This window comes from Bradyrhizobium sp. sGM-13, assembly GCF_018398875.1.
Taxonomy (GTDB): domain Bacteria; phylum Pseudomonadota; class Alphaproteobacteria; order Rhizobiales; family Xanthobacteraceae; genus Bradyrhizobium.
Map to the genome: position 1 here is coordinate 133,620 of NZ_JAGWDK010000017.1, position 15,787 is coordinate 149,406.

The 15,787-nt window shown below is 55.8% G+C and carries 12 protein-coding genes; 3 read left to right on the top strand and 9 right to left on the bottom strand.

The features are described 5' to 3' along the window. The first annotated feature begins 70 nt into the window (after positions 1 to 70). Positions 71 to 1,273, top strand: coding sequence for a toll/interleukin-1 receptor domain-containing protein (locus KJQ96_RS24795; protein ID WP_213289042.1), 1,203 nt, complete (start codon positions 71 to 73; stop codon positions 1,271 to 1,273). Positions 1,274 to 1,630: 357 nt separating this feature from the next. After that, positions 1,631 to 1,843: a DUF2188 domain-containing protein gene (locus KJQ96_RS24800; RefSeq protein ID WP_108516991.1), complete on the top strand. Its 213-nt coding sequence runs from the start codon at positions 1,631 to 1,633 to the stop codon at positions 1,841 to 1,843. A gap of 179 nt (positions 1,844 to 2,022) precedes the next feature. On the opposite strand, the gene KJQ96_RS24805 is transcribed toward KJQ96_RS24800, so the two are convergent. From KJQ96_RS24805 to KJQ96_RS24845, 9 genes are all read right to left on the bottom strand, one after another. Continuing rightward, a complete protein-coding gene (locus KJQ96_RS24805; protein ID WP_309142466.1) occupies positions 2,023 to 2,709 on the bottom strand; it encodes a nucleotidyltransferase in 687 nt (228 codons plus the stop codon). A gap of 147 nt (positions 2,710 to 2,856) precedes the next feature. Next, positions 2,857 to 4,584 carry a ferritin-like domain-containing protein gene (locus KJQ96_RS24810; protein ID WP_213251424.1) on the bottom strand — a complete coding sequence of 576 codons (1,728 nt, stop codon included), beginning with the start codon at positions 4,582 to 4,584 and terminating at the stop codon, positions 2,857 to 2,859. Then, entirely contained in the window at positions 4,577 to 7,252 is a 2,676-nt protein-coding gene (locus KJQ96_RS24815) for a xanthine dehydrogenase family protein molybdopterin-binding subunit (RefSeq protein ID WP_213251423.1), read from the bottom strand. The genes KJQ96_RS24810 and KJQ96_RS24815 overlap by 8 nt, the downstream gene beginning before the upstream one ends. Before the next feature lie 186 nt (positions 7,253 to 7,438). Beyond that, a complete protein-coding gene (locus KJQ96_RS41800; protein WP_213251422.1) occupies positions 7,439 to 9,643 on the bottom strand; it encodes a tetratricopeptide repeat protein in 2,205 nt (734 codons plus the stop codon). A 59-nt stretch (positions 9,644 to 9,702) separates the two neighbouring features. Next, complete coding sequence (locus KJQ96_RS24825; RefSeq protein ID WP_108516999.1) at positions 9,703 to 9,915, bottom strand: hypothetical protein; 213 nt, start codon at positions 9,913 to 9,915, stop codon at positions 9,703 to 9,705. Between the two features lie 425 nt (positions 9,916 to 10,340). Further along, complete coding sequence (locus KJQ96_RS24830; RefSeq protein WP_213289044.1) at positions 10,341 to 11,177, bottom strand: hypothetical protein; 837 nt, start codon at positions 11,175 to 11,177, stop codon at positions 10,341 to 10,343. Between the two features lie 65 nt (positions 11,178 to 11,242). After that, entirely contained in the window at positions 11,243 to 11,440 is a 198-nt protein-coding gene (locus KJQ96_RS24835) for a hypothetical protein (RefSeq protein WP_213251420.1), read from the bottom strand. Next, entirely contained in the window at positions 11,440 to 11,802 is a 363-nt protein-coding gene (locus KJQ96_RS24840; RefSeq protein ID WP_145963648.1) for a hypothetical protein, read from the bottom strand. Before KJQ96_RS24840 ends, KJQ96_RS24835 begins: the two co-directional genes overlap by 1 nt. Then, positions 11,799 to 12,365 (bottom strand): hypothetical protein, encoded by a 567-nt coding sequence (locus tag KJQ96_RS24845; protein WP_213251419.1) that lies wholly within the window; start codon positions 12,363 to 12,365, stop codon positions 11,799 to 11,801. The genes KJQ96_RS24840 and KJQ96_RS24845 overlap by 4 nt, the downstream gene beginning before the upstream one ends. A gap of 2,069 nt (positions 12,366 to 14,434) precedes the next feature. On the opposite strand from KJQ96_RS24845, the gene KJQ96_RS24850 reads away from it, so the two are divergent. After that, complete coding sequence (locus KJQ96_RS24850; protein WP_213251417.1) at positions 14,435 to 15,637, top strand: site-specific integrase; 1,203 nt, start codon at positions 14,435 to 14,437, stop codon at positions 15,635 to 15,637. The last annotated feature ends 150 nt before the right edge of the window (positions 15,638 to 15,787 follow it).

The window sequence follows — 15,787 nt, forward strand, 5'->3', positions numbered from 1 at the left end:
CAGCACCGTTGAATTTTGTTCCTCATATGTTCATAATAGGTAACATGCGAACACGCGGTGGGGATGATCTATGGGGTTGCGATACAAGGGGCGGGCATTCAACGCAGGGGACTTCGCGAAGGACATCGAGTCGGCCGCGATCGAGGCTATCAAGGAAGAGCTGAGGGAGCGCTTCAGTACGATTCGCCATCCCAACACCGGTGAATTCCCGGCCGTGCTCGTCCATGGAGAAGCGCTCGACGATTTGCGTTTGAGCATCGAGGGCTCGCCGCAGCTCCTCGCGATCGTCAAGGAACGCATGAGCGCTGAAGAACTGGAAGCCACCGCCTTTTTGCCGGTGCAGAGTGGCTCGCCCAAAGCCTTCCTTAGCTATTCGTTTGAAGACCGTGATATGGCCGAGAAAGTGGCCCGAGGATTAATGGCGAGCGGCATCGACACTTGGTGGGCCGAATGGGAGATCCGCTCCGGCGACAGCCTGCGCCGGAAGATCGACGAAGGGTTGGGAAACTGCACCCATTTCCTCGTGCTGCTGACGCCCAGCGCGATGAAAAAGCCCTGGGTTCAGCAGGAAATGGATGCAGGCTTGGTCCGACGCATTTCCGGACAGGCACGCTTCATCGCGCTCCGCCATGGTCTCGCGGCGAGCGAGCTCCCGCCACTCTTGTCGGGCATGCTTTCGCCGGAGCTATACGTCTCGCACTTCGATCAAGGGGTGCGCGACCTTGTGAATGACATTCATGGTGTCTCCCGTAAGCCCCCGCTTGGCCCGATACCCAGCAGCATCGACCTGCCGGCCATCGGGTATTCGAAAATCGCAACGGCGATCGCCAAGGTCTTCGTCGAGGAAACTAAGGATGCAATGTTTGGTGATCCTCAGAAAAGCACAGGCGAGTTGGCAACGGCGGTCGATGTGTCGGAAGACGACATCGAAGACGCATTGCATGAGCTGCGCGACCTGGTGACGGTCAGTTTCGACCGTGTTCTCCCAAAGGCGGATCTCTTCGCCACGTTCGACAAACACTTCATGGAATGGTCGCCCCAGGAGGACGCACTGCGGATTGCGGCTGACCTCGTCAATGATCCGTCGATGCCGATTGATACCGGACAGGTCGCTCAGCGCTATGGGTGGGAACCGAGGCGGATGAACCCGGCACTGGCCTACCTTTTGGCGAGAAAGCTGATCGTCGACTATCAGGTGCTTGCCAGTCAGTACAACTCGATCCGTATCGTGAAGACGGACGCCACACGCCGCTTCGTAAAAAGCCGAAGCTGATTGAGGTCGCAGTCACAAAGTAGCCATTCGGTCGAGAGACTCGAATAGCCGCACCTAGCGCGATGGAGGCGCGGCAAAACCTGCTGGATTACGACCTACAGAACCTGATCCCCAAAACCAATCCCTGGGAGGTTTGCAATCAACTGTCTGGATAATATTGTCATTTCAGTCGGTTAAGGCTGATTTTCAGGCGTCATTTTGGAGGGCTATAGCGTAAACGTAGTTATCATCATCGCCCGGTGCGGCGCGACAATACTAGAGTGTTTATTTCACTCAAGTTTTTGCTTGGCCCTCGCGCTTCCTGATCTCTCTGAAAACCCAGTCCGTCACAGCCCTGTCACAGCTGGACGGAAAAACATGCCAACGATCCGAAAAAGAGGCCAGACGTGGCAAGCGCAGGTGCGCCGCGCTGGCTATCCCGCCTTGTCAAAATCCTTCGCGACCCGCGCCGACGCCATTGCTTGGGCACGTGAGAAGGAGCGATCAATTGATCGGGCGGAACTGCCCACCGACATCAAGGAGATGAGAAAGCTAACGATCGCTGATCTGCTGAAGCGGTACGAGCAGTAGATCACGCCAAGGAAGCGAGGGGCCGTCTTTGAGCGGTCGCGCATTCGCCAGCTATTGGCCCACGGGATGTCCCAAACAAGCCTGAGCAATCTGTAGGGCGCAACGGTCAGCCAGTATCGCGACGACCGGCTCAAGCTGGTCAATGCGCCGTCAGTGCGCCGCGAGCTGGTCATCCTTCGTCATGCATTCGAGGTTGCGAGACGCGAGTGGGGCCTTCCGATCAGGGAGAACCCCTTCAAATATATACGACTGGCCTCGCACGCGCGAAGATAGGCGCTCCGGGCCTTGAACTCGAAGACACCTTTTCTAGTCACTGAGGAGCCGCTACCCGGTGCACGCCAGTACGTTTGCTTCTGGTCTTGCTTTGAAAGGAAATCGAAGAAATCGCGCATGATCCAATCGTGGTACACGAATGACTTGTCGCGGTACTGGTAATTCTCAATGAACTGATAGCCGGGAGTGTCGACCAACATCCCGCTCATTGGCACGTCGCAGTGTTTGCGCCAGACGCGGCTCATGCGAGCCAGATATTTCATATTCTTGTTGGTCGCTTCGCTTCTCTTGGAGATCGCCGCAATTTCTGCTCGCGGATTGCAAACCTTCCAACTACCCCCGTCGTTTTCGTTCGGATAGGTGAAGCTATCGCTGTCTTTGTTCTCGAAAACCGGCAACACCCCAAAGGTCAAACCGTCTGTGAATGTGATGACGACGACTTGGCCATCGCCGAAACTTTCGGAGGTGCTGTAGGTCTTCTGAATTGATTTCTTGACCGCTTGGAGCGGTGCCGACTGACCGTTCGTCTGATATGCTTTGTACTTGTGATATTCAGCGTTTGGCAGAATGAACGCGATGTCGAGATCGCTTATTCACCAATTTAGAAGCCCACCTCCATGCGACCAAGTTCCTCCGCCATGCAACAATTCTCGGAGATCGAGGAACACCCCACCGATAGCCTGTAACAATTGAAACAACAATCGCGCGCACTTCCGTCATTTCGGTAGTGTTTGCGGCCATCAGGACGTCATACGCAACTCCTGCGTCGTCTCAAGAGCGCACCGACTGGAGTAATCAAAGGGCAGGAATGCCGCGAAGCGCTTCTCCGCAAACGCAATTTCACCAAGCATCGACATGGTCAGTTGTAAATTGACCAAAGTATCCGCCCCCGGCGCGTACCCTGAAGGTAGGACGTCGAATGGCATCCCCTCTCCGTCACGCGCCAGCTCGGTCGCCAGACTGCGGAGCGGACCGGTCATGTGCCTACGCGCCGCATTATGAAACCGCCCGCCACGCCTGTACGACTGATCAAGCAACATACACACAATCCAGTAGTGCAAATTACCAAGATGCCTCAGCGCGGGGTGTTTGTGGTGCGGGATCGGTTCGCCCGTTAACGGCAAACCGCTCGTCACGGACAGCTTGAATGCCGGGTAGTCGCGATTTGCCGGATCCCAGACCTCAAGACCCGGCAGCGCGGGATGCGTGCCATCAAACAACGAGCGAAAGAATTCGAAGTGTTCGCTTTCTCCTTCTTCTCGCACCTCTTCGAGCCGGCGTTGCCAAAGCCCAAAGTCAATGAGACGCGGATGACGCATCCGCAATTGATCGAGAACCGCTTCGATTTTGTGATAGAGCGAGCCAATCCGGTTTGGGCGAGTGGTACCCAGCACCTTGTACAGGCGCTCCACGAAGAGCTTATCTTCCTCATTCGTCTGCGCATCCGGGTCAACTGCTCGAGCGGATGCTTCAACATAAACGTATTTCGCAATGGTTTCCAAACTCAATGCCTCAAGCTTGAAATCGAACGGATAAATCTCTTGTTCATAGGGGAACTGTTGTCGGCCAAGATGTGGCGCGACGCCAAGTGCGAAAAGTAGATTATTCACAACATCCAAATGGACCATCTCTTCAATCGCTACGCCGAGCACATGAAGGGGACGGCCTCCGTATCTGTGGCTTGGCCAACCTGCCAGGGCCGCATATTGAGGCGTTTTGATCGAGAACGCAGCGAACAAGTATTGGACAAGTAGGGAGTGTTCGATTTCGGCCGCATCGCGCAACAATCTGATAAGTTCGAGCAATGGGTTGTCAAAGAGCGGGACGTACCGAAGTGCGTCTTGAATATCGGAAGACAACGTTTCGCGGAGCGGCATTTCTGTCGACAGAAAGCGATCCCTTGAAACAGCCGCTCCGAAATGCGCAGAGATCGACGACGGCGTGTCCGAGGACTTCTTTTTGGCATAAGACGCGACGACCTGCGTGATTGCACTGCGGTACCGAGCGTAGCCCGTGCATCGACACAAGTTATGGCCCGTTACCGCTTCGACGACTGTGTCGAGATCCTGCCCCTCAAGACTCGCCATTTGCTCGCAAGCAACCACACCAGCCAACACAAATCCGGCGCTGCAGAACCCGCATTGCATGGCATCGTGGTGAAGAATTGCGTCCTGGATTGGATGAAGTTGTTCGCCCACTGCGACACCCTCGATAGTAGTTACCTCCCACCCGTTCACATGACGCAGGCTAATCATGCACGATTGCTTCGTTGTGGGTGGTTCTGTCGGCGAATGCCGAACCAATACCGTGCATGCTCGACATTCCCCGATGCTACAGCCGATGCGGGTTCCGGTAAGACCGACGACTTCGCGAAGGTAGTGCGCGAGATGCATGTCGGCAGGTGCATCTCCAAGGTCATGAAGCTGACCATTGATAACGAGGCTGACATCGGTGGTTTTTCTAAGCACCTGGACGGCTCCGGATTTTCAGGTCTTTGTATCTGATCGGTAGCGCAGAAGGCCAAGCGTCTTCATCGTGATGTCCCAGAGCGTGCGCTATTGCGTTTGCGATCGCCGGAGCGACCGTCGTCATCGTAATTTCACCGGCCCCCTTATGGCGAATGTTAGCCTGCAGCTCGTTCAGCGCACCGCCTTCAGGAAGAGGTAACAGAACCGTTTCTAGATCTATCGCAATAACATCCGATGCTCGAGGAACGATGTATCGATCAAAGTTTACAAACCGGTCCTGACCGCTTGCTGGCGGCAACTGCTCAAAGAGTGCATGAGCCAGTCCCATTTGGAATCCACCTTCAACCTGGCCGTGGAGGATCGTCGCCGTGATTGCATCGCCAGCATCCAGGAATGAGACCGCAGCCGTAACCCGCAAACTTTCCGACTTTGGGTCAATTTCCACGACCACTAGGTGGCCGCCGGCTGCGTACGCCGAACGGGGGACTCGTGTCTTTCCAACAGCCGAGTGCGCTGGCGGGAAAATTGGATCGCCTTGAGTTGGCACCAGGGTGGCTTGGCAGGTCGCTTCCTTAGCAAAGCCAAGGGCATCAATAAAAGATGTGAAAGACCGCTCCCCGTCCATGAAAGTGGCCCGAGACCAGCCGTTCGAGAAGTAACCATGCGCAATTGCGAAACGCGGAGCGCTAGTCCTATCAAGGTGTGCGGCGATCGTACTGAGCGACACGGGCTTGCCTTCGCCGACGTGGAAGCCATCCGAACGCCAAGCATCGAAGAGGTCTTCGTCCGAAGTATCGAAGTTAACCAGTTCGCGTATCCCGGGAAAGATCTTGAGCCTGATCAATGCGTCGCAGGCTTGGCGCAAGACGTGAACATGGAAAAATGCGGTCTTCGATGCAGCCGTAGCCTGATGGCCATAAGTCGTCCCCTTCGCGATCAGCTGTTCTGCGAAGGAAACGAAAGGCTCTGCGTTGCCCAGCGACACATCGGCGGGAGCCCGGAATGTGTCAGCGGCGACTTTTCCTAGAGACCGGCGTGCTCCTTGACCTAGGTCTACAGATTGGCTCCAGACCGTTATCTGCCCGTCGAGTTCGAGCTGCACTGCAGCATATTGGCTATCTCCGCTTGTTCCGTAGGCTTCCATGCAACCGGCAAAGCCGACGCCACAATAGAGGCCTCTTGCCGCTCCTTCTCTTCGGATTTCGTCACGATTCTTCCACAGGTGGTGTTCGGCAGCTCTGTCACAGACTTCCGCATTGGCGACATGGAAGCAGAGCGGGGTACCTGCTATGTCGCGATCTGCTTTTTGCGGATCCGAATCGTATTGCAGAACATTCTGACGGCGAACGCCGATAGGATCGCGATTGAGCTTTAGAGTAGCAAGCTTGTCGATGGCCGTTTCAATGTTGAAAACGACCTGTGGAATTCCGAAGCCTCGCATCGAGCCTACGATAGGAACGGGGCGTCGTGTAACTACACCATTCGCACTGACTTTGTTGAATCTGTAGAATCCCGTCGCGTGAAGGGCCCCTAACTGCATCACAGGCGTGCTGAGATTAAGCTCAGCACCACCTTCGAATACAAAGTGAACAAGCGCTCGATCAAGCGAGCCATCTGGCTTGGCTGATATCAACGTGTGAACGCCGGAGCCATGCCGTTTTAACCCGGCCTGAAATTGCTCGAACCTGTCATATGCCAGCCTGACGGGGCGATCTGATAAAGCTGCAGCAAAGGCCAATTGGACAACGAACGGCGACTTATCACGGCCGCCGAAGCCGCCCCCGAGGTCGACACTGAGGATTTTGACATCGCGTATAGCAGGATTGTCTAGGCCGGCAGCAACAGCCTTGCGAATGTCTTTTAAATCAGCATAAGGCGCTTGGGTCCCAACCAGCATTGTAAGTGTGCCGTTTTGGACCCCCGCTAGGCCAGTCTCCGGTTCGAGGAAAGCAGGATCAACTTGCTGCGTGAAGGTCGTCGTCTCAATGCAGAATTCTCCGGGCGCCATTTTCAACAGTTCTTCGTATATCGCATTGGCGACCGGATCATGCACGTCCGCCCGAGTAAACTGGTCTTTCTCGAGCCGAAGGTGCCCGTGGTCGAACTGACTTGATAGTTGATGTTGTGAGAGAGACAGCAGGTAGTGCTGCGTCGATAGTATTGCGGGGGCAATCAACAATCGCCAGTCTGTTAACAGCTCCGCAGTCGACCGTTCATCGGCAATTGGAGTTGGGGTACCGTAGCTTACGATGCCGCGGTCCTCCCGCAATTCCTGTGCTGCTCTACGGAAGGTCAGGAAATCTTGAAACAGAAGAATCGCCAGAGGCTGGCTTAGGTACTGCGGTACTCGGTTCGGCGGGCATAGCTGCAACATTCCTGCGCCCGTTGCCGTGCCGGCTGTGTTGTCCAAACCGTGCTCCGCCAGGGTATCAGCTGTGATCGTGCGAAAAGGCTGATTCTGTGGGCCAAGGCGTTCAACGTTCAGGCGGACGAAGGGACGGTCAATGAAGGCTGTACGGATAATCAGTGCATGGGCACATTCATCAGGCCAACCAAGCTGCTGAGCGATATCCTTCACCCGAAAATCGCTAGCGAAGACTTTCCCTCCGGTGATCTTCGCCTTGCGTAAGTCGGACTCGGCAGCGAATGGTGCAACTTCAGGTCTCATTCGGACCTCGGGTTAATCGTTGCCGCTCTTTTGCTTGGCGTTTCGACCGCGGCTAAAGAGGAATGTGGTAGTACGCAAAAACAACGCTGCTGACGCGACGAGTCCACTCCAGCTTGCTCGAAGGCTTGGCTCGGGAATTTTTTTGTCATCGACGTTAATTCGTTCTTTTTGTGAGGCACTGCGTGCTTACGTTTCTGCTGAAAGAGCGCTGGGTTTCGCGTTCGAGCCCAGGCGTTCAACGACGCCCAAATTGGCCTCGAAATCGGGATCATTCCCGTGTTCAACGGCCAGATGAGCGTGCTCCAGAGCTTGCTCGAAGCGACCAAGCTTTAAGAATTCGGCCGCCAAATTGTTATGTGCTGCCGCGTGGTGCGGATTCGAACTAATGGCAACCTGAGCCAGCGCGATTGCGCGTTCCGTAAATCCGAGCTCGGACGCAGCAACGCCAGCGTTGGCGTTCAAATCCGGGTCGTGAGCTTCATGTCTTAGAGCCCGATCGTATGCGGCCAGCGCCAGAGCAGCATCTCCTCGTCCCAGATTGAGATTTCCGAGCTCGCGCATCGCTCGCCATTCTGACGGCTTGATCTCCAATGCACGCTGAAAATCCGCTTCCGCGCCTGTCACATCGACACCTTGAGCGCGCAAAATGCCACGGTTCAAATATGCTTCATAGTATGGTGGTGAAAGTTCTATCGCTCGCGCATAGGCATCGAGCGCCTCGCGTTCGCGACCCGCTATGCGGGCCAATAGGTTACCGAGGTCATTGTAATACTCGGCATAGTAGGGATCGAGCTCAATAGCATCCCGCAGACGCGCCTCAGCTCGAACAACATCTCCGGCCAGCTCATAAACTTGGCTTGTATTGTAAACAAGGATGGATCGATGAAGCAGAAAGGCGCCTTCGCCGTATGCTTCGACAATCTCTGAGAGTCCGTGCTCGCAAAGTGCTAATGCACTATTCAAGTCGCCTTGTCGCGCCTTAATGTAGGCGTACGCATTCTCCGCAAATACTTTGATGTATTGATAGCGTGGATGATTTGCGAACTTCTCCTCGATTAACCGCAGGTTGGCAACCGCACAGGCCTCGGCACGAGGAATATCTACGGGCACCTGGTATCGACCATAGGTCATCGACTGTGCGTACAGGGCGGTAGGAACAAAGCGGCTTAGTGGAAACTGCCGCAAGAATGCTTCCAGAAACGGTAGTGAGGAAGAGGAATACCCCATTGCATACAAAACGAATGCAGCATTGATAAAGAGCCCGTTTATCGGGTCATCACCCGACCCGTGCTTCTGCAACTCAGGATCTGAATAATTTGCAGCGAAGAATTCGAACCAGGTATCATAAAGCCCGATCCCCATGAGGATTTCACAGGGCTGGACCAGCGCTTCGACCCTCTCGAACTTGTTGCTGAGCGCGACGGCGTGGGCAAGGATCAGCGGAGCTGATCCTGATCTATATTGTGTCAATCGTCGAATGTGCGCTTCGCTATTGAGCCGATCTAGCACACTACAAGGCAATGTTTCGGCATTTCGGCGATTGATCAAATCGCCAACAAGTCCGTCCTCGACAAATGCAGTGGCCATTTCGACCCGCCGCTCTTGCGGGATAGAGGCTAAAAACAGATCGACGATGGCAAGAGCGCTCAACCGGTTAGTAGCATCCAGGCCTCTTCCCATGCATTTGAGCAACGCGGCACCCACGTCGAGATTGCCATTTGATCGCGTGAATAGGAGGTCCTTTTGCGCCGAAGCAAGACTCTCAACATCAAGTTGACTTTCAAAGTCCAGTTGGGTGAGAGGTGGGAGAACGAATCGCGGCGCATTTGCAATCAGCAATGCGCCCTCGCGGTCCAGAATCACGAATCGAATTCGTTTGCACTTCTCCTGAAGTCTTAGGAGAATTTCCAACAGGCTCCGCGAAGTAGCGCAAAGAGCTTGGCAGTTGTCGATAATGAGAACGACTTCGCGGTTAGATGTTTTGAGCGCTTGCAATATGAATTCACCAAGGCCCACCAGAAGTTTGTTTTGATACTCGTGATGGTAAAATCGGGTACGCTCTTCCCGGTTTGCCGTATTCGTCAAATCGCGCGGCACTAAGAAGGCTGCGGAACTACGAAAAGGCCATAGCCTCTTTAAGGTTTGCTCGTATTTGGCTAGAAGCCGCGGCGTGGCGGCCTCGCATTGCTTTATCAGGTCAAGACACAGCTCTTCAAATCCGGCGAGATAACCGCCGTGCAGCCATGAGCCATTTGATGTGACAACTTCATGGTTGGCAATGCCGTGGGCCGCTGCCAGCGCAGTGGAGCGCGTACCTGCCCCACTTGTGTCGACCAGCACGACAATACCTGCATCCCGCAACGCCGTGCGGATTAGCGCGACGAACGGCACCCTCGCCTCGCTAATCCATGTTCCTTTTGACGTTGCACTCACTTGTCTCGTTTAACGAGCTAGACGGTGCCAGTGTAAGGAGTGGTAGTGCGGATTTTGGTTTTGGTCGTGGTGACCTTCTTGATAATCGACGTGCCGCGCGGCGCTCCTGACTCGTAGGTCAGCTTCTGCTCTTCCGTGGATTCCGCGCGCTTCTCCGATTCCGTCTCGGTGATGATTTCCGGATATTTGGAGTTGAGCGGATTTGTTGAATGTGCGGTATCAGCAGCCATTGATATAACCCCCAGCCAACGCTTTGGTTGAATATCACTAAAGATCCAACTTTCGTTTCAAAATGGGTGTATGTCAATGGCCCTGCAACTCGGAGAATAAAATATTCCCTGCGAGGCTCGAAGGCCGGGACTAGGTGCCACGGGGCAGCCGTGACCGCTATCGCTTTTTCGGCGCCGTCTCCACACCAACACCAAGCCCAGTCATCGCGGGCCGGACTGGAATAGATCCCGCCAATCATCGGTTTATCAAACGGAATTAACTGAACAACTTCAATTTGCTACGGAAAGTTGTGCGCAAAGCTGTTTTAGACCCCGCAAACATTCGGGAATTTTCGAATCCAGCATGTATTACAACGACAGCGCGACCGCGGTGCCAGCCGCGCCGTCGGTGGTCACCAGCTTGTGGCAGCGCGATCTCAGCTCCTTCAAGAGCGACCCATCGGGGACTGGGTTCTTGGTCCCGTAGACTTGCTGCTTGGTTGAGACAAGTACCTGAGCATGTGCCTTGCGCTTGACGGTAGCAGGCGGTCGAGCAATTGCAGCGGCGTACCGTTGTGGCTGCCGTGATGCGCCACTTTGAGGAAATCCACCGGCTCGAGTTCGGAGGCGCATTTCTTTTCGATCATTTCCCAGCTTTCGAGTTCGGCATCACCGGGCAGCAGGAGTCGCTTGCCGGCGGCTTCGATGAGCAGGCACAGTGACGTATTGTTCTGCGCCTTGTCGATGAACCGTGCGGCCGTCACTCGGTGTTCGCGAATGGCGCGCCGAAGCCGCTCGAAATCGCTGGCCGATATGCCGCCGCGCTCCGCAGCACCGGCGCGCGCCACCGCGGGAAAGTCCCAATCGAAGCCTTCATCGCCGCCACGCACCTGCTTCTCGTGGCCGGTGCCGACCGCCGCAAGCGCTGTTGTCAAGGCCCGCTCTCGGGCACTCGTCGTGTAGTACACGCTAACGTCCGGTTCGGGCGCGAGCACCCGGATCTTGATGTTCTTGAACGTCGAAGATTCTTTCGCCTTGCCGCGCGCCAGGTAGGCAATCGGTTGCTTGCCGAGCTTGCGCAGGTAGTCGATCCGGTCCTTGTTGGCCAAGTTGTTTTCGAGGAGCGAACGGAAGGCGGGGTGCAGCACCATCCCGTTGCGGCGGACGTCGCGCGCGAATCCAGCCAGACCGTCGCGGAGTCTCTTCTGCATCTTCGCCTTGGGAAAGTCCCGGTAGTAGTCCGGATGGCTCGGCAGGCCCATCCAGACCCGCTCGATTTCCATGCGGTTGAAGATCTCTCGCTCGCGATAGAAGCCTTCCAGGTGGTCGAGATGCTCGTGGGTGACAATCAGAAGATCAATCTTTCCATTGCACTGCTTCTCGATGTCGGCGCGATGTCCGGGAAGCGCACCAGGCTAGACAGATCGTTGGGAGCGCGGCCGAAATCGATTAAGATATGGCGGGTTTCGGCGCCATCAGGCAGGCTGAGCAGGATGCAGTCGCCGAACCCTACGACGTAACCACGGATCTGAATCGTACCTGTCATCAGTGCCCTCCAGCATAGTGGTCGTTATTGGGCCGGGCGTGCCGCATCGCGGCATTGCGCTGAAGCCGGAGTCGTCTTCCCTCGATCGTGGCGCGGATACGAAAATTTCCACCATCGGGCGCGCCCAATCCGCGGATCCCGTCGCTCACTCCCATGCTACCGGAGCGAATGAGGTAACGGGCATATTGCACTAGCGTCTTCCGCCGATCTTTCGTAGGCAGAACCATCGCCAGATGCAGGAAGTTACCGTTGCCGTCAAAAACCAACGTTCCACCGCAATAGAGCGGCAGCAATGTGTTGGTGAGCTTGCCGAGCGCGCGGCCTTTGAGCTCGACGTCTTCACTCCACGCGAATTCGATCACCCTCTCTTTGGGCGGCCAGTAGCCGCTTCGCGCGCGCTTCTTGGTGTGATAGACGGAAACAATGGTGAGGTTGGCGTCGAAGGGAATCTGGAAGAGCTCGCGGAATTCGTCGAGGAACCGATAGGCGTCGGCCGGCGTGGCGGTGATCGCTTCGATGTCTTGGCCTCGCGCAAAGCGTGAACGATATCTCTCCTGACACGCCGATCCTCTTGCATCGGCTTGAGTCCGCGCCGGCGGAAAATGCGTTTGAGTTCTGATCTGATTCCGTAGGAATCATCGGGATAAGCGACTTCGTCGGCGCGCAGCAGGGCGCGCGCATATTCATCGTAGCGTAAATCCACCGGCGGGCAGTAGTCGATGGCCCGGAGCATCACGTTGGCGGTTTGGTCGGCGGCGCGAAACAGCGCCTGGATCGCCTGCTGTTGGTCGCGCTTCTTCCCGCCCGCCTCACGGGAAACCTCCTTGAGATTGCGGATGTAGAGATACTGCAACAGATCGTAATAGACCCCGGTCAGGATCTCGGACCAGCCGTGCTCCTCGTAAGTGCCGCGTAAATCGCTCATTTTGCGTTTGTTCCAGGCGCCTCGCAGATAGTCCTGCTTGGCTAGGCCATGGATCGCCGCACCGAATTCGCTGGCGATAGCCGAGACGACATTTTTTGGCCGACAGGAGCGCCGGCGCTCCTGTCGTTACTAGCTTGGCAATTTCGCGATTTTTCAGACTTGCCAGCATAGCTATCGCATCGCCAAAATACTCGTGAAACCCTGCCGTCTCCGGGGAAGAAACCTCGTTGTACCCAGGCTTCAGCCCATCGAGTACTGTGTGGCCGAGTTCATGCGCGACGATGTCATGCGACAGGCAGGTATGGACCGGCTTGCCGTCGGGGCCTTCGAAATAGCAAAAGTGCAGCGCGCCGGTATCGCGATCGTAAAACGCGTTGTCATCGTAGCCAGCATGCGGCAACACCAACAGGCGTCCGAGGCCCGACGCCAAGGCACCGGTCGGCCCAAGGCTGTATCGTCCTCTAACACCGTCAGGACCTGTTCGATTATCGCCCAGACGTTCACTTGGTGAAAGTTGAAGTTGTCGAGAATCCGCTCGTTCTTCAAGCCTGCAATGCCGACGAATCCTGAGCGGTCCGCCAAGAGTCTGGCCGGCGTAAACCGTGTATCGAGGTCAGCGTTATAGTCCACGATCGCGACGCGCGCGCTGGTCGGGCCGTCGCCGACGGTAGCACACTCGATCGTCGCTTCAACCGGCCACAAATTTCGGGTGCGTGCGAGGAGCGGGTCCTTCGGAAGAACCTTGATCCGAATCGATCCGTTTCGACCTCTGCGCCGTTTCGTACCTGGCTTAAGTGTCACGCAGCCCCTTAATGGGAGCTACAATTCTGACTACAACTCTAGGTTATCGCAACAGCTTTTTTGGACCCGGGACGACCACACAGAACCGTAGCGCGCTATTTTCCTAACCTCCTTCGGCACAAGAACAGGGGCCCGGACTTTCGGAACCTCTTGAAATGGATAGGGCTGTTCGCGTCCAACGGCACGCCACCGGAGGTCATTACAAGCTCTCGGCGAGTGTCACGTCGAGATCAGCTTCGAGGCGCAATGGGTCGCCCCCAAGAAAATCTCCGAACGCGTTACGGCCGACATCGAGCTTTTGTCAGCGCTTACGAAGGAAGCCGGCATCGAACGCCAATGAGGTTGCTTTACGAGGTTGCTTCTGTTGGCTCGTGAGATTTTCTTTGATCTCGCGGTGCACACATCGTACACACGCCGCGTTCTAACCAATTGAAAGAATTAAACTCTCGATCCAATCCATCACTGGACCGACAGACTAAGAGTCGGCAAGTGTCGCGAGTGTGACACGGCAGGAGTGAATATCGAGCGTGATGAAAGCCAGAATGTCTTTGGTGCTATTGGACCGAGATAGCTGAGGGTTGAATGTGTCAATGCGCACATACCACACCAATTCCGCAGCATTGGAATGAGATTGATTACAAAAATATGATCGCATTGCTCAACCTGCGACCAAACCATATGAAGTGAGACGGGCTTTCGTGACCTAGCGTTTTGATGTGGCGAGCTTCCTTTGCTTGCAGTTGAGCGACGAACAAAAGTGCGCTTGTGTTGATTCATGTAAATCAACGATCGAAAGCCACTCCGGCTTCCAGCTCCAGGATCGCCTGGCAATGCGACAGAGGGTGTTCCGAGCACATGCCGCGCTTCTTCGCCTGAACGTTTTCACTTGGAAACCTCGTAGCGGAGTAATTCCACGGCTCTCGCGGAACTTTGCATGCAAGCAGCTCGCCGGCGTCGGCGCTTCCTTTAGATCAGCGCGGGGCTCCTTGATGTGCGGTCACAAAGCCATCGAAGTGTGTCGAAGGTTTTTGTTGCTCGGTTGAATCATTTGTGAGATGACCCGTGCGCAAACCGGCGCTAACATCGTTGGAGAATATAGGACCTGATACACCGCTCAGGCTGTCCGTAGCAGCCGCAATCGCGTTTCCGGATCAGACCATTTCCGAGAACAGCTTGAGACGAGAAGCCAAGCGCGGGCGACTTACGGTCGAGATTATTGCAGGCAAGGTGTTTACGACTCTCAATGAAATTGAAAGGATGCGTGGCCGATGCCGCGTAGAAGTAAGGGTGCCCGTCTCCACCTCAGACCAGCCCGCTACAGGGCCGGAAAGCTCACCCATCAAGCCACTTGGGTCATCCGGGACGGCACGGGATATTACGCCACTGGATGCGCTGAACGCGAAGTTGCAGCGGCTGAGCAAGTCCTCAAGGACTATATTGCAAAAAAATACGCGCCGACGCGCAAGGAACAAGACTTAGAGAAAATTCCCGTCGCCGACGTGCTTTCGATTTTCATTGACGACCGCCCCGACCTTTACGTCGAGAACTCCGACGCTCAGAAGTATCTCAATCGCATCGGGCGCCTCAAAGAGTTTTGGGGAAAGCTCATGTTGTCGGAGGTAACCCGGACCAAGTGCCGTGAGTACCAACAACACCGTGGCAATAAAGGCGGTGCCCGCCGAGATCTGGAGGATCTCAGGGCAGCCATCGCCAACCATGCGGCGGAAGGGCTGCACCGTGGCATTGTGAAGGTCACGCTTCCCAAGAAGGGCCCTGCCCGCGATCGATGGCTGACTCGCGATGAAGCCGCCCACCTAATCTGGACGTGTTGGCGCGCCCGCGAGATACAGACCATGCACCGCGGACCCAATAAAGGACAGCAGGTTGAAACGAATAAGCGGCCCCTTCGCCATCTCGCCCGGTTCATCCTTATCGGGGTCTATAGCGGGACGCGCGCGGGCGCCATTGCGTCAGCTTCGCCGACCGCGGCTATCGGGCGGTCCTTTGTCGACCTTGAACGTGGCGTCTACTACCGACGCGCCCAGGGGAAGCAGGAGACTAACAAACGGCAGCCGCCGATGCCGATCCCACCGCGCCTGCTGGCACACCTGCGACGCTGGAAGGAGCGCAAGATTATTGCGCGGCACTTTGTCGAGTTCAACGGCGAAGGTGTATCTTCCGTGAAGACCGCGTTCAAGCATGCGGTGACGCTGGCCAAGCTCGGGCCCGGCGTTTCGCCGCATACGTTACGGCACACCGCGGCAACGTGGTTGATGCAGAACGGTACCGACCCATGGCAAGCCGCCGGGTATCTCGGCATGAGCGTCGAAACGTTGTTGCGCGTGTACGGGCACCACCACCCGGACCACCTAAAGGACGCCGTCGCCAAGATGACGGCCAAACCTACCGCCTCAGCTTCGCCTCAGAAACCAGTCGAAAGGAAGAAAACGAACGTAGTCAAAATTCAATGAAAATGGGCACTTCTAGTGGGAATAGTGCGAGTTTCCGCCGCTCATAACGGTCTGGTTGCAGGTTCGAGTCCTGCCGGGCCCACCAGCCTTCGCTCTGTCCGGCCCGGACACATAGGTAACAAACTGTACCTAAGACATGGGTGACAACCT

Bases quoted from the DNA above. Each gene is read 5' to 3' on its own strand.
- KJQ96_RS24795 (WP_213289042.1), top strand. From the start codon at position 71: ATGGGGTTGCGATACAAGGGGCGGGCATTCAACGCAGGGGACTTCGCG.
- KJQ96_RS24800 (WP_108516991.1), top strand. From the start codon at position 1,631: ATGCCAACGATCCGAAAAAGAGGCCAGACGTGGCAAGCGCAGGTGCGC.
- KJQ96_RS24815 (WP_213251423.1), bottom strand. From the start codon at position 7,252: ATGAGACCTGAAGTTGCACCATTCGCTGCCGAGTCCGACTTACGCAAG.
- KJQ96_RS24825 (WP_108516999.1), bottom strand. From the start codon at position 9,915: ATGGCTGCTGATACCGCACATTCAACAAATCCGCTCAACTCCAAATAT.
- KJQ96_RS24830 (WP_213289044.1), bottom strand. From the start codon at position 11,177: ATGGAAATCGAGCGGGTCTGGATGGGCCTGCCGAGCCATCCGGACTAC.
- KJQ96_RS24835 (WP_213251420.1), bottom strand. From the start codon at position 11,440: ATGACAGGTACGATTCAGATCCGTGGTTACGTCGTAGGGTTCGGCGAC.
- KJQ96_RS24845 (WP_213251419.1), bottom strand. From the start codon at position 12,365: ATGAGCGATTTACGCGGCACTTACGAGGAGCACGGCTGGTCCGAGATC.
- KJQ96_RS24850 (WP_213251417.1), top strand. From the start codon at position 14,435: ATGCCGCGTAGAAGTAAGGGTGCCCGTCTCCACCTCAGACCAGCCCGC.